Consider the following 14,807-nt stretch of genomic DNA (forward strand, 5'->3'; position numbering starts at 1 on the left):
GTGCTTATTGACAATTAATTTTCCACATATAGTTTTTATTTAATTTTAAAAACACTATATATAGGATTTAACAAATTAGATGCGTTTACCCTGAGCGCAAACCGCTATAGTAATCGTTTCATCATTGATCACTCCACATCAGCCCAATCCAGTTGCGTGTTTTTGGGAATGTAGCGTTGCGCTTTCTTACCCAACAGATTTTCAAACTCAACTGCCTTAATCTGCCCTGTACCGGGGCGCTTAACCCAGATATTTTCCATCGTCAGCCTTTCTTCAGGTAATATCTCTCGTATTGACACCACACAAGCATAAGCAAAGTCAATGGTGGGTTGTTCTTCGGGCAAGATCTCTTTTGTGCCTCCCAAGGCGCTATAAATAACCTTTGAGCCATCGATTAACTCTTTTAGTTCAGTTGGATCAATCGAAATCGGAACGTCGGGTCCTGGCCAGCTTTTATCGGAAGTAAAGTGCTTTTCTAAGATGCGAGCCCCCAAGGGCACTGCACCAAAACAGGTATAGTTGCCAAGGGAATGATCGCTCAAACCTAATACTGCGTCTGGAAACTGTTCTGCCAGAACCGATAATGCCCCCAAACGAACCTTTTCATGAGGCGTCGGGTACATGGACGTGCAGTGCATGATGGCAAACGGGACGCCCGCTTCTTGCAAGATGTCCACGGCTGGCATAATTGAGGCCAAATTATTCATCCCCGTACTGAGGATAACAGGCTTACCATAGGAAGCAATATGCTTGATCAATGGGTAATTATTGCACTCGCCAGAACCAATTTTATAAGCACAGACTCCCATTTTTTCCAAACGGATGGCAGCAGCTCGTGAGAAAGGGGTACACAGATAGATCATACCCTTTGACTCTACATAGGCTTTGAGCCGAACTTCTTCATCTTCGGGAAGGGCACAACGCTTCATGATCTGCCAAATACTCTCATTGGCGTTACCTGGTACCACATCATTAGGAATCATCTCATCTTCAATCACATGGCACTGGAACTTTACACACTCACAACCAGCCCCATAGGCATCATCGACCATGCGAATCGCTTTATCAAGATGCCCTTCATGATTGATCCCGATTTCGGCAATCACGAGGGGCGCGTGTTCTACTCCTACCCAGCGATGACCTAAGCGAAACTGTTGCCTCATAGCGTTTTTGTTCTCATTTTTTTATGATCATATATAATATTAAGGAAATTTGGTGATGAGCAAGATTTATCCAGGACTTATGCAAAAATGGACAACAAAGGCTATAGTTAACTGTTATAGTTAGTAGGGTGCGTTATTAACGTACCCTACAGGTAAAGTTGCTGGGTAAGATCTGCCCTCAAATCCATGCTTAGTGCGATCAGAAAGAATCAAATTAGCCAAGTACAAATCCCAAGGCGTGTCAATCTCTAGGGAGCGTTCAGGTGTCATCACATAAGCATAAGTGCGATCTGTTTCAAGAGTCTGCTTTTCGATTAAGATGTCACGCCGCACCAGAAATATCGCCCCATTCCAAGCATAGGCTGGCGGCAGCACTTGTCGGCGCAGGTAGCCATCGGGTTTTTGCACAAAATCCTGTAGTTTACCGTCACTCGTGATCCGCCTCGTAAAATATGGATGGGTAGACGCCTTACAGACACTTACCACACTATCAGCATTCTGCTCCAACGCCAATTCAATCCCTAAGTCAATATCCTGAGCTGAACGCAACGGCGAAGTTGGTTGCAACAACATCAGATAGTCTATTGTTGTCCCTTCAACTTGTTCTAACCAATCGACAGCATGTATCAACACGGAAATGTGAGATGAATCGTCTTGCGCTAGTGCTGCCGGGCGCAGGAATGGCACCTCGGCTCCCCACTTTTTCGAGATTTCAGCAATCTCTTCATCTTCAGTAGAAACTATCACACGATTCAACCTATGACTTTTTAAGGCAGCTTTAATTGTCCAAGCGATTAGGGGCTTACCCGCCAGCCAGGTAGTATTCTTACGGGGAATGGACTTCGAGCCACCCCGTGCGGTAATCAAACCAATAATTTTGTTCATGATTCAATTAATTTATGCTTCTTTATAGTGGTGATTCATACTAAATCCGGTTGTGAAAGTAGCTTTTATTACTAATAGGTAAATGGCGTGATAGGCATATGGGGAGAGGGTTTGAGGGTTATCACTATAAAGCCACTGTGTGAACAGGATTTAGTATCAGCTCATCACGGCAGTAAATTACTAAATTATTGATGTTAGAAAAACCTTGGGGGATAGTTGTTTCTACAAAATTTCCACCAAAACAAACAGTTCAACCTGTAAATAACATTGAACTGCCTTGAATAATTAACATAAACAATTATTTAGCAAAGGGAACAGAGGATCTTGAAACAAAAATTATTACAAATTAATTTAGGACGCTATTTTATTGGCAAAACTAGTAAGTATCAGTATTTTGGACTTTGGCAAAAAAAGCTAAATTGCCCCAAAATCCTTAACCCCGTGAAAACCAATCCTTCTAGACTGGCGACGGGTAAATTCTCCCACTGAGGGATTTCCTTGAGGATCTACAACTCCTGTTACCTGTTGCCATAACACATCAGGAGCCAACGATAGCTTATAGGTGCGATCGCCTGTCTTGGCAACGTGATACCACTGGGTTTCCTGGCACTCACTACACCAAAAAGCCTCTAGCCACTCTCCTTCAATGGCTACTGTAGTTTTACTCGCTATCAGCATCAAGGCATATTTTTGTTTAACACCACGTTCCATCAGTTGTCCTGCTCGATCCGCAAACAATCGATATTTTTGACTAGCACTATCCAGGTGGCAACGATGAATGGGACAGAAAATAGCTCTTCGTTTAGAACGTTTCCGATTACGTTCACATCTTCTTTTTTGAGGTGTTGTTTGTGTCATTATAAGGGAACAGGGAACAGGGAACAGGGAGTAGGGAGTAGGGAATCGGGAATCGGGAATCGGGAATCGGGAATCGGGAATCGAGAATCGGGAATCGGGAATCGGGAATTTAGAATTTAGAATTTAGAATTTAGAATTTAGAATTTANTTGCTCGCTTTAGCTCTCTAGGGTCTCGATTGCTAGCTATAAATTCTTCCAGAGTCATGAGAACATGGTGGTAAATTTATATTCCATGATATCTCATTTTTCTTCAAAATCATTTAGGATTGGTATAGTGATATTGATGCCTTTGCCAGCGATGGCATTTTATTAATTGGAGAAGTCACCAGACAAGGACTATCCTCATCCCAGTACACCTTATCTCCAGCTCAGCCACTGACCTGTGATTTCTATGGCATGATTCTCCCTAAGAGTGATCCGCAATGGCAACGTATTGTCAACTCCTTTATTGAAGGGGAAAAAGCTAAAGAAATTTGGGGGGGGATGGTTTACAAATTTGTTTCCCTATGTTTTATTAAATCTAGAGTATTGTATTGATAAGTAAAATGTAATAGACTTCTTGCAGAAGTCGGGAACAGGGAACAGGGAACAGGGAACAGTGGACAATAATTGACGCAAAAAATTTTATAAAAATACTTTTGCAAGAGGTCTAAATAAGTTTAGGAGAGCCATCATTCTTTTTTAGCGGTCACCATAAAAGAACGTCGCCTTCCAGGTACTGAACGGGGTGCGATTTGGACAGAGTAACGTCCATAATTTTCTCTTATTTCTCCCGGTTGGATCACTGACGCATTCCACCCATAATAAGCCAATAATTCTTCTGGTTCGTCTGTGCCAAAACGCCAATTTTTACTAATTAATCCCTTCTGAGTTTTAGAGCCTATCTGCCACGACTTTACACTTATTAAATCTGCAGCCAAATAACTCCCTTTGACACTGATATCAGAAATTGTTTGCAGTAATATATTGATCTCTGTTTTATCCAGATACATCAATAAACCTTCCATCAACCAAACTGTCGGCTTATTAGATTTATATCCATGATTTTTTAATAAATGCACCCAAGGTTTTTGCAAATCTGTGGCGATGGAATAGCGATGACATTTAGAGGGAATATCCTTAAGAATTGCTTCTTTGCGAGACATGATTTCTGGTAAATCAATCTCGTATACACATAGTTCAGGTGGTAAGGGTAGACGATATGCTCTAGTATCGTACCCCACCCCTAAAATTACAATTTGACGTACCTCTGGTATTACAGATATCAGAAAATCATCGAAAAATTTAGTTCGCACTGCCACAAACTGGATGCGAAGGGTATTTGATTTCGGGTCTTTACCGTCTTGTTTTTCCCAATAATCCATCAAAGACTGTATTTCCTTAGACCCAACTAACTGAGCAGCAAAAGGATCGTCAAAAAGTCGGTCTGCCCTTTTCGATTCAATAGCACGTTTGGCCGCCATTACTACTGCGGTACGACAGACATCATTTTTGATTTCTGGTATTTTTTCGGCTTTTGCTGCCAGTTCGTTTTCCATAATTTACAATTTACTGCTTGATCATGAAATTAAGGACAACCTTGCTGAGATACTGTACCATCAGGCATAGTGGCATTACACAAATTAGCCCCAGTCAAATTAGCCCCAGTTAAATTAGCCCCCGTTAAGTTAGCCTCTGTTAAATTAGCCTCGGTTAAATTAGCCCCACTTAGATTAGCATTTTGTAAGTCAGCATAACTTAATTTGGTTCTATACAAATAGGTATTACTTAAATCAGAGCTAGCCATGCTCGCACCGGTTAAATCCCCCAAACTTAATGTGGCTCCTTTTAAATTAGCCTCATATAAGATTACCACAGGAGCAAAAATCTTATCTAATTTAGCATTTTCTAATGTAGCCGATGTTAAGTCAGCATCAAATAAACGAGCAGCTACTAAATTAGCATTTGTCAGGATGGCTCGTTCTAAATTAGCGAGAGTTAAATCTGCTCCTTGGAGATTAGCATTGGTCAGATCCGAACTTACTTCTTCGGTCGCCCGTCGTTGGTAAGATTGAAGTTTAGGGTTAAGTAGAATACTATTGAGATAAGCCCCTGATAAATTAGCCCCTCTTAAATTAATACTTCTCCAATTACAGTTACTAAAATTCCCAAAGCTCAAATCACGACCACTTAAATCATTGCCTAGATCGCAATTAGCAAAAGTGTTGGATTGGGCTTGAGCTGGCCACCCTAGACAACCGAGACATAAGAGAGAAGAAACTAGAGTTGAAGACACTAGAGTTATCGTTTTTAGCACCATAGTCATATTGAGTAGTTAGGATTGAATCTTGAGAGCATAAATTAATACAGAGTCAAATCTATCGCCATCCCTGTCGGAGTTGTGAGAGTAGTCAGTTGGAACAACGGATGGTTAACGGATGTAACCAATGGAAGTATAGAAAAATATAGAAGTCTCGCAAGATGGCTAAGAGGTTACCCAGAGTAACACGAATTTCTCTGAGGTTTGACTTCGGATTGATATAATAGTATACAGTAATTTCGATGCGACAGTAGGATTGATCGGAACGTCGGAGCAAGGAATAAGGCACCAGTAGAGTTTTTTAGCTAAACTGTACACTCGTCAACAGTAATTGACCATGAATCCAACTCGCCAACTAATCCAAAACATTTTCAAATCGATAGTAGCCTCTGTCCTAATCCTGAGTCTCTTTGGATGTGCCGCCCTTCTAGACCAGTTAGGAATCGGGAATTACACTGTCAAACGGGTATCTGATGGGGATACCATTCTCGTAGCTGACAGGTTTGGCAAAGATGTCAAAGTTCGGTTTGCCTGTATCGACGCTCCAGAAATTGCCCATTCCAACAAAGAGAAGCAAAGCCGCAAATTGGTAGACAAAAGTCAATTCAAATGGGGAAATAAAGCCAAGGAGCGACTTCAGGAACTGGTAAAACAAAGCGATAATCAGGTAGTTTTGACCGTAACTGATACTGACCGCTATGGGCGCAGCGTCAGTGAAGTACGCTTAACCGATGGCACCTTTGTCCAGGAAGTTCTAGTTAAAGAAGGACTAGCACAGGTATATCGCCCCTATCTGAAAGATTGCCCCAGTGCGGAAATGGTCGATAGTGCTGAAGCCAATGCCAAACGATATCGGCGAGGGTTGTGGCGAGACCCTAAGTTTGTTCCAGCTTGGGAATATCGTAGTTTAGCAAAAACTAAATCCTCCTCCTCCTGAGTCGGAGAGTCTTTAGTCCTGTGAGTCTTTAGTCTTTAGTAGCTAGCCAATAGCTGGTAAACCGTCTATTGGTAGTTACCACTAATGAATGAGTAATTTCCTCCTATAGGGTTTGTAAATCACATGTAAACCTAAGAGGTATTTTTTTCTTGTCCAATAACACTCCGGAGCTCTTTACCCTCTTGCCTTTTGCCTCTTGCATCCATTCCTTTTCCTGGAATTGGTGTGTTTACAACCCATATACAAACGCTATAAATGTTGCAAAATGTTAAGTAAGTGATCAAAACTAAGATTCAAAACTGATGGTACTCTTCGGATTTAAGAAAAAGCTGACCGTGCCTACTCCTGAGGAAGCCTTACCTGGACGCTCAGAACTGATGCCAGTACCCGAGCGTCACTACGTCAATGGCAATCCTCTCAAACCCCCTTATCCTGATGGATTGGAAATGGCGATGTTTGGCATGGGATGTTTTTGGGGAGCAGAACGCCGATTCTGGCAACAGGAGGGAGTGTTCACTACCGCAGTAGGTTACGCTGCTGGAATTACCCCTAACCCCACGTATCAAGAGGTCTGTACAGGCATGACTGGTCACAATGAAGTAGTGCTGGTGGTATTTGACCCAAAACTAATCAGTTACGAAGCACTCTTGAAAGTCTTCTGGGAAAGCCACAACCCCACCCAAGGGATGCGCCAAGGCAATGATACTGGTACTCAGTACCGTTCAGGAATTTATACCTATTCCGAAGACCAAAAGAAGCTAGCGGAAGCCTCACAAAACGCTTATCAGCAAGCTCTGAATGCCGCCAATTATGGTAATATTACCACAGAAATTCTAGATGCTCCTGAGTTTTATTACGCAGAGGGCTATCACCAGCAGTACCTGGCTAAAAATCCTAATGGGTATTGTGGTTTAGGTGGGACAAATGTGAATTGCCCTGCAATTTCATAAGTCATCACTTCTGTAGTAAACACTCATCAGTCATTAGTCATTTGTAAGTACCAAGAGAATTTGGTACTTACAAATGACTAATGACTAAATTTGCAAATTCACTTTTCTGAGCCTAACTGATTCAAGAAGGATGGGCATTGGGGACTGTATGAGGAACAACAAAATGAAACATAAGCTTAAAACTTTTAGTATAAGTTTTATAGTCGGTCTAGGATTAATTATTATTCCTACTTTACTATCCCCTTTCCTATTGAATCCTTCAGTTTCAGCATCATCTGCCCAGGAAAAAATTGAACGAGTAGAACTAAGAGATAATCTTGGGAATTATCATTACCCTATTTCTACTACCTCAGACTTAGCTCAAACGTATTTTGATCAAGGTTTAATTCTTGCCTACGGTTTTAATCATGCTGAAGCTGCTCGTGCTTTTAAAGAAGCAAGTAGGCTAGATCCTAATTGTGCCATGTGCTACTGGGGATTAGCTTATGTTCTAGGACCAAATATCAATGCACCAATGGCAGATGAACAAGTACCAGAGGCTTGGCAAGCAATTCAACAAGCGATCGCACTAAGTAACAAGGCATCTCCAAAGGAACAGGCTTATATTAAGGCTTTAGCACAGCGTTATTCGGAACAACCAATGGCAGATCGTTCCTCCCTTGATCTAGCTTATGGTCAAGCAATGAAGCAGGTTGTTCAAGATTATCCTGATGATTTAGATGCAGCAACTCTATACGCAGAATCCCTAATGGATACCATGCCTTGGGACTACTGGCAAGATAATGGGGAACTCAAACCAGAAGCCAAGCCGATTTTAGCAACATTAGAATCAGTCTTAGAAAGAAATCCTAAGCATCCGGGAGCTACTCACCTCTATATCCATGCCACGGAGAAAGAACAACCCAAATTAGCCATAGAAGCTGCTGATAATCTCCGCAATCTCGTTCCCGCTTCAGGACATTTAGTCCATATGCCCTCTCACATCTATATTCGAGTAGGACGTTACCAAGATGCTGTTATTGCTAATCAAAAAGGAGTGATAGCGGATCGTAACTATCTGGCATCCCCCCATCCTCAAAGTATTTATACTATTGGTTATGTTCCTCACAACTACCATTTCCTCTGCTTTGCAGCGGTAATGAGTGGACAAAGTGAAATAGCAATGGAAGCGGCACAACAAACAGCAGCAGTTGATCCAAGTCTGATGGCTAATCCACGTTTATCTGGTAAAATACAACATTTTTCTGTTGTTCCACTTTATACGGAAGTGCGCTTTGGAAAATGGGATAAAATTCTAGAGACACCTGCACCAAAAACTGATTTGAAATATGCTACGGGTGTTTGGCATTATTCTAGAGGTATGGCTTTCACCTCTCAAGGTAAGAAAGAAGAAGCTAATCAAGAATTAGCTAAATTACAAGGTTTAGTTGCTGATCCTGATTTAGAAAAACTTAAAATATCGAGTTTGAATTCTACTCCTAGTGTTCTTAAAATTGCCCTTGAAGTCTTAACTGGTTCAATTGCTACTCTTGAGCAAGATTACACAACAGCAACTAGTCACTTAAAAAATGCGGTTACCCTAGAAGATAAGCTGGTTTATAATGAACCACCAGATTGGTATTCTCCTACCCGTTATTTGCTAGGCACAATCCTGCTCCAAGGCAATCAGCCAGAGCAAGCAGAACAAGCGTTTCGTGATGATTTAGATATTTATCCCGAAAATGGTTGGTCATTACATGGTTTAGCAAAAAGTTTGCAAGCACAAGGAAAAACAGCAGAAGCAGAAACGATACAACAGCAATTTCAACAAGCGTGGCAATATGCTGATATTGCTTTATAAAATAACCGTAAAATAACCTCAGTTTGATTGGCTCAACTAGAAAGCTTCTCCAACAAATCCTTTAGCACTGGTGGTAATTTGCGCATAATCTTACCCTGGTCTCGGTCAACGGGTACTAGAATCACACGACCGGTTAGGTAAAGTTCTTTCCCATCATGGGATTGAATTTGATAATCCCACTTAATACGGACACCTTTCATTTCAGCGATGGCTGTCTTGACAACTGCAGCTGTGCCCATTGGCATTGCCCGGTGATAGCGTAAAGAAAGTTCTACTACCGGTAAATCGCATCCTAACTTGACGAGATCACTATAATCCATACCCATCGAGCATAAGTACTCTACCCTCGCTTCTTCCATCCAGCGAAGGTAGGTACCATGCCAGACTATACCACCATAGTCAGTGTGGTGGGGATGCACTCGCACTGGATAGTCAAACCATTTTTTTGTGGTGGCGGTTAGCTCATGGCTTGGCATGGTACTGTCCAGCTGTCCTTGAGCTGAGGTTTGGGGTGTTTCTGACATGGATTAACTAGACTTCGCGGCAGTTGTCGGGAACAGGGAACAGGGAAGAGGGAACAGTGGACAAGAATTGACGCAAACACTATCAGAGAACTACTTTTGCAAGAGGTCTACTTAATCGTTCCACCCCTTGAGCGTAAGCAGAAGGGGTGGGTTTTCATTCACTCTAATTAAAAAATTAAAGCTACCTGCTGACTATCCTAAACGTAGAAGGAGAAGTCCATATCTGAAACCGAAGGAGTGATAGGTAAGATATTCTCCTCACTCACTGAGTTATTCTCGATAATCCACAGGCCATTTTGTCCTTGAGAATTACGGAAGAAGAAATCATCAATACCATCTCGGTTAGCGTCATAGGCACCACGGAATTCCCAAGGACCGTCTGCTGGTCGGGCATCGATCAGCACTGGCTCCTGGTAAACAGTACCATCGAGCTTCCAGTAGGCAAACTCTTGGGTATCCATATTTTCCCAGATAGCATCTGCGTCACCATCGCCATCCATGTCTCCAGCCGCAACTAATTGCCAGGGATCATTAGGTGATATAATCATATTCTGATTATTGCTATCCTTAATAAAGGTAGCATTCTGAAACCCAGTTTCATTTATCTCCCAAACAGCAATTTCTCCGCTGGATGTGTTGTACCAGAAAATTTCTTCTGCACCACCACCGTTAACATCTCCCGTGCCACGGATTTCCCAGCTGAGGTCTGATCCTGGTTGACCTGCTGGTGCCTGAGTAATTATTGCATCCTGGAACTCGGAGCGTTCCATGTTCCAAACTGCAACACCGCCAGTCAGCGTATCACGCCACAGAGGATTCCTGATACCATCCCCTAAATCTATAACACCACGGGCTTCAAATCCAGCGTTCTCTGGTACCAACACGTCCTGACCACTTTGATCCGTAATGAATGCTGTGGTCTCGACGCTAGTGCCCTGGCCATTTAGAGTCCACAAAGCAACTTGTCCATTGACAGGATTATGCCAGAACAGATCCACACTGGGGATTCGGGTAATTTCAATGACATCAAGTCGCCCTCGCTCAAAATTATCATTCTCATTATTGGTATCTGCCAGTACCGAGATTTCTATTTGATCCCCTGGCTCAAGGTCTATATCCTTAAAAATGGCATTTGGATTAGCCTCAGCACTTAAAGTGCCACTTGAATTGCCACCGCTGAGAGGGACATAATTCCTTGGCTCAGCTGTTGGCTCAGGTCTATTAGCAAGTAAGTTTAGATTATAAACATAGGTACCAACTACCTCTCCATTGACACTAAATGTCAGGGGAGATTCCCCATCCTCTTCGTCAAAGTAGGCAATACGAATATCATACTTACCAGCCGGTCCATCCTGTGCTGTCCATGTAAATGTCAGCACACCGGGTTCTCCAACCGGGTTATTAAAGTTTGAGATCTCGACGGCTGCACCGCCTGAAGCAACTTGATCAATATTGTTGAAACTGGTTATCCCGTAGTTTACTCGCGTTACGCGAGGACCTTCTGCTTCAATCAGAACCATAAGATAGTTTTTTCCCAAAAGTTATCTGTGTTTACACTGGTTGGCTTTTCTTTTCAGTCCTGATGCACCAAAAAATTTTTAATTACTCCATCCCAATTCAGTCCCAACTCACTAATTGACGGGATGTGTAACTTACAACACTGGCATTACTCAAGGTGCCTGCTATGAAATGGCACAAGAGTCTGTAAACTTTGTCTGTGTCTGTGAACTTTTGGGGAAAATTTAATCATGCTTATCGATGTATCTAGGGTACAATACCTTACTAGATACCTATTTCTAGATACATCGATAAGGGTAAAACACCCCTTTTAATAGTTCAAAGATGCTTTGCTCAAAAATATCCAGTTTCACTGGATATTTTTTTTGAAGCCTTTTCTATAGTTTGACTGGCTAACGATCCCCTGATAAAATTCCACCCCTAAGAGATGACCTAGTCAAAAAAGTAGTTTGGTTCCAGGCTTCATGTTTTTTTTGGTGTTTTGACTGAGAAAAATCCTACCACTATTATAAATGCCATAAAAATCCGGAAATGTCACTATAAAATTAGCGATTTTCATCAAAATTTCATTAATTTTTATGAAATTTTTACTGACTTGGTACTGAGTAAAAAAAACAATTATTATATATAGCGTTTCTAGGACTCATGAGGTACAGTATTCTTTGACGTTGATTCCCTTTTAGGTGCGCTTTCCGCATCTAATTATTAAATTCGCCACGGGTCGCACCTCTTAATGCAGCGCATCGCTATTCCCTCTTATCTCTTATCTCTTCCCTGTTCCCTGTTCCCAGATCCGCTGTTCCCTGTTCGCTAAAATCTAGAAATTGTGTACCTTACAAGTCCTAGAATTGCTATAATATCAAGTTAACTAATAATTATGAATGAGTAATTTTCTCCTGCCTCAGGGTAGTTAGTGGGTAAGCTATCACCTATCGCCTATCAGCTAATGCGCTACAGATAGTCCTACTAGAGGTGCTTTTGAATAAAACAGGTAAGCAAAAGTTTAATCTTTTTTGCATCACAGCGTCGAAATCTGTGTCACCACTAGAAGCCTGTGCCACAAAGCACCTCAAATAGCGTGGCCATAGGCTAAGGACTTTTATCCAGACTTTCAATTCTCATCATTAATCTATCAATATTAAATTATCTCTTTTGCCCATTGCCCACGCTACGGGAACGGCGCACGCTATCGAGACTCGGGAATATTAGATTCAGATTTAAGTGAACAATCAACCCACCCCTTGAGCGTAAGCAGAAGGGGTGGGTTTGCCTTGACTGTAATTACAACAGTAAAGCTAGCTGCTTACTATCTTAAACGTAGAAGGAGAAGTTAGTATCTTCGACCGGAGTGATCCCGACAATATTATCATCACTCACTGAGTTATTCTCGATCATCCAGATGCCATTGTCTCCAGTCATGGAATTACGGAAGAAGAAATCATCAATACCATCGTTGTTAGCGTCATAGGTACCACGGAATTCCCAAGCACCGTTTGCTGGTCGGGAATCGATCTCCACTGCGTTTTGGAAAACAGTACCATCGAGCTTCCAGTAGGCAAACTGTCGAGTATTCATATTTTCCCAGATAGCATCTGCGTTACCATCGCCATCCATGTCTCCAGCCGCAACTAACTGCCAGTCATTGTCAGGTGATATGGTCAACCTGTCACCATTGCTATCCGTAATAAACGTAGCATTCTGAAACCCGGTTTGATCTATCTCCCAAACAGCAATTTCTCCAGTAGATGTGTTGTACCAGAAAATTTCTTCTGCACCACCGTTAACATCTCCGGTGCCACGGATTTCCCAGTCGAGGTTTGATCCTGGGCCATCTGCTGGTGGGTCAATAGTTATTGCCTCCTGCAACTCGGAGCCTTCCATCTTCCAAATGGCAACACCGCCGGTTTCGGTATTACGCCACAGAGGACTCCTGTTACCATCGCCTAAATCCACAACACCACGGGCTTCAAATCCAGTGTTCTCTGGTACCAACACGTCCTGACCATTTTGATCGGTAATGAAGGCTGCGGTCTCGACGCTAGTGCCTTCCTCATTTAGAGTCCACGCAGCAACTTGTCCACTGACAGGATTATGCCAGAACAGATCCAAACTGGGGATAATCTCTTCAGCTGGGGTAATTTCAGCTGGGGTAATTTCAATGGCATCAAGTCGCCCTAGCTCGAAATTAGCATCATTATTAAGGCTATCTGCCACTACCGAGATTTCTATTTCAGCCCCTGGAGCAAGGTCTACGCCCTTAAAAATGGCATTTGGATTATCCTCAGCACTTAGAGGGCGAGGGCCACGTGGATTGCCACCGCTCAAAGGGACATAATTCTGAGGAAAAGCTGTAATCCCAGGTAAGTTTAGATTATAAACATATGTACCAACTTCCTGTCCGTTGACACTAAATGTCAGTTCAGATTCCCCATCCTCTTCGTCAAAGTAGGCAATACTAATATCGTACTTACCAGCTGGTCCATCATCTGCTGTCCATTGAAATCTAAGCACACCAGGGTTTTCTTCAACCGGCTCATTAAAGCTTGAGATCTGGACGGCTCGACCGCCTGAAGCAACGGTATCAATACCGTTTGCACTGGTTGTCTCGTAGTTTATTCGCGTTACGCGATCGCTTTCTGCTTCAATCAGAACCATAAGATGGTTTTCTCCCAAAAGTTATCTGTGTTTACAGTGGTTGGCTTTTATTTTCCGTCGTAATGCACCAAAAAATTTTTAATTATTCCATCCCAACTCAGTAAATCACGGAATGTGTAACTAAACTGGCATTACTCAATGTCCCTAGGATGAGATGAGATAAGAGTCTGTGCACTTTATCTGTGAACTTTTGGGGCAAATTTTATCATACTTATCGATGTATCTAGACTACAGTACCTTTCTAGATACATGTTTCTAGATATATGGATAAGGGGAAAACACCCTCTTTAATAGTTCAAAGATGCCCTGCTCAAATTTATCCAGTTTCACTAGATAAATTTTTTGAAGCCTTTTCTAGAGTTTGAGTGCCTCACGATTCCCTGAGCAAAATCCACCCCTAACAGATGACCTAGTCAAAAAAGTAGTTTGGTTCCAGGCTTCCTATTTTTTTTGGCGTTTTGACTGAAAAAAAACCTACCATTAGTATAAATTGCATAAAAATCCGTAAATGTCACTATCAAAATAGGGATTTTCATGGAAATTTTATAAAAATTTATTAAAAATTTACTGAGTTGATCCTGAGCAAAAACTAATTATTATATAACATCAGTAAGCTAAGAATTATGAATGAGTAATTTTACCCTCCCTCAGAACAGTTAGGGGTTATACCAAATCTGGGTTAAAAAATAATCTTTTTCATTCAGTCCCTCTTTCATTCAGTCATTGAGGTGTGGAAGCAAGCTTTTGCCCCAATCAATTTACTGTGTGGCAAAAAGGGTTAACAGCAGGTGATTTGAGATTAGTAATAAAATTAACTAATTGACAATAAATAATGTTGAAATGTAGCCAGCTATCTCTTTACTTGAGGAAATATCCAAAAACTATAGCAAAGGGAACAGGGAACAGCGGATCTGGGAACAGGGAGTAGCAATGCAGAGGTGCGACCCGTGGCGAATTATTTAATTCGCCTACGGAAAGCGCACCATTACGGTCTTGGGGGTTTCCCCCATGAGCGACTGCATCAATACGGGAGTAGGGAATATCGCATCAAAATTATCTCAATTAATTTAGGATTGCTATATCTGTTGAGATCAGCTACATGAAACAATGATGAAAATTTTTAGAGGAATAAAAATATGTGGCTATTGAAATCTAGGCTATCCACTATGACCGAGAC

At 41.8% G+C, this 14,807-nt stretch carries 14 protein-coding genes; 5 read left to right on the plus strand and 9 right to left on the minus strand.

All coding sequences use genetic code 11. The features are described 5' to 3' along the window. Window positions 1-128: 128 nt before the first annotated feature. The 3 genes from F6K46_RS07635 to F6K46_RS07645 form a co-directional block, all read right to left on the minus strand. A complete protein-coding gene (locus F6K46_RS07635) occupies window positions 129-1,163 on the minus strand; it encodes an N-acetylneuraminate synthase family protein (RefSeq protein ID WP_293060528.1) in 1,035 nt (344 codons plus the stop codon). Between the two features lie 120 nt (window positions 1,164-1,283). Further along, window positions 1,284-2,048: an acylneuraminate cytidylyltransferase family protein gene (locus tag F6K46_RS07640; protein WP_293060526.1), complete on the minus strand. Its 765-nt coding sequence runs from the start codon at window positions 2,046-2,048 to the stop codon at window positions 1,284-1,286. 414 nt (window positions 2,049-2,462) lie between these two features. Then, on the minus strand, window positions 2,463-2,906 hold the full coding sequence (locus F6K46_RS07645; protein WP_293116913.1) for a hypothetical protein: 444 nt from the start codon (window positions 2,904-2,906) through the stop codon (window positions 2,463-2,465). Between F6K46_RS07645 and F6K46_RS07650 the strand changes: the two genes are divergently transcribed. Further along, on the plus strand, window positions 2,898-3,026 hold the full coding sequence (locus tag F6K46_RS07650; protein WP_293116916.1) for a hypothetical protein: 129 nt from the start codon (window positions 2,898-2,900) through the stop codon (window positions 3,024-3,026). The genes F6K46_RS07645 and F6K46_RS07650 overlap by 9 nt on opposite strands. A gap of 552 nt (window positions 3,027-3,578) precedes the next feature. On the opposite strand, the gene F6K46_RS07655 is transcribed toward F6K46_RS07650, so the two are convergent. The 3 genes from F6K46_RS07655 to F6K46_RS07665 all read right to left on the minus strand — a co-directional run bounded on the left by F6K46_RS07655 (window position 3,579) and on the right by F6K46_RS07665 (window position 5,495). After that, window positions 3,579-4,445, minus strand: a complete 867-nt coding sequence (locus tag F6K46_RS07655; RefSeq protein WP_293051769.1) for an SAM-dependent methyltransferase — start codon at window positions 4,443-4,445, stop codon at window positions 3,579-3,581. Window positions 4,446-4,474: 29 nt separating this feature from the next. Further along, window positions 4,475-5,212 (minus strand): pentapeptide repeat-containing protein, encoded by a 738-nt coding sequence (locus F6K46_RS07660; protein WP_293051772.1) that lies wholly within the window; start codon window positions 5,210-5,212, stop codon window positions 4,475-4,477. Between the two features lie 85 nt (window positions 5,213-5,297). After that, window positions 5,298-5,495, minus strand: a complete 198-nt coding sequence (locus F6K46_RS07665; protein ID WP_293051775.1) for a hypothetical protein — start codon at window positions 5,493-5,495, stop codon at window positions 5,298-5,300. Between the two features lie 48 nt (window positions 5,496-5,543). Between F6K46_RS07665 and F6K46_RS07670 the strand changes: the two genes are divergently transcribed. The 3 genes from F6K46_RS07670 (at window position 5,544) to F6K46_RS07680 (ending at window position 8,933) form a co-directional block, all read left to right on the plus strand. Further along, complete coding sequence (locus F6K46_RS07670; protein WP_075897797.1) at window positions 5,544-6,143, plus strand: thermonuclease family protein; 600 nt, start codon at window positions 5,544-5,546, stop codon at window positions 6,141-6,143. Between the two features lie 302 nt (window positions 6,144-6,445). Then, window positions 6,446-7,093, plus strand: a complete 648-nt coding sequence (gene msrA / locus F6K46_RS07675) for a peptide-methionine (S)-S-oxide reductase MsrA (protein ID WP_293051780.1) — start codon at window positions 6,446-6,448, stop codon at window positions 7,091-7,093. A gap of 163 nt (window positions 7,094-7,256) precedes the next feature. Further along, window positions 7,257-8,933 carry a hypothetical protein gene (locus F6K46_RS07680; protein ID WP_293051783.1) on the plus strand — a complete coding sequence of 559 codons (1,677 nt, stop codon included), beginning with the start codon at window positions 7,257-7,259 and terminating at the stop codon, window positions 8,931-8,933. Between the two features lie 32 nt (window positions 8,934-8,965). On the opposite strand, the gene F6K46_RS07685 is transcribed toward F6K46_RS07680, so the two are convergent. The 3 genes from F6K46_RS07685 to F6K46_RS07695 all read right to left on the minus strand — a co-directional run bounded on the left by F6K46_RS07685 (window position 8,966) and on the right by F6K46_RS07695 (window position 13,630). Beyond that, window positions 8,966-9,457 carry a thioesterase family protein gene (locus F6K46_RS07685; protein WP_075897801.1) on the minus strand — a complete coding sequence of 164 codons (492 nt, stop codon included), beginning with the start codon at window positions 9,455-9,457 and terminating at the stop codon, window positions 8,966-8,968. Window positions 9,458-9,654: 197 nt separating this feature from the next. Continuing rightward, window positions 9,655-10,977: an FG-GAP-like repeat-containing protein gene (locus tag F6K46_RS07690; RefSeq protein WP_293051785.1), complete on the minus strand. Its 1,323-nt coding sequence runs from the start codon at window positions 10,975-10,977 to the stop codon at window positions 9,655-9,657. 1,309 nt (window positions 10,978-12,286) lie between these two features. Next, window positions 12,287-13,630: a hypothetical protein gene (locus tag F6K46_RS07695; RefSeq protein WP_293051787.1), complete on the minus strand. Its 1,344-nt coding sequence runs from the start codon at window positions 13,628-13,630 to the stop codon at window positions 12,287-12,289. A gap of 947 nt (window positions 13,631-14,577) precedes the next feature. Here F6K46_RS07695 and F6K46_RS07700 point away from each other — a divergent pair. Further along, complete coding sequence (locus F6K46_RS07700) at window positions 14,578-14,733, plus strand: hypothetical protein (protein WP_293051790.1); 156 nt, start codon at window positions 14,578-14,580, stop codon at window positions 14,731-14,733. The last annotated feature ends 74 nt before the right edge of the window (window positions 14,734-14,807 follow it).

This window comes from Moorena sp. SIO3E8 (genome assembly GCF_010692445.1).
Classification (GTDB): Bacteria; Cyanobacteriota; Cyanobacteriia; order Cyanobacteriales; family Coleofasciculaceae; genus Moorena; species Moorena bouillonii.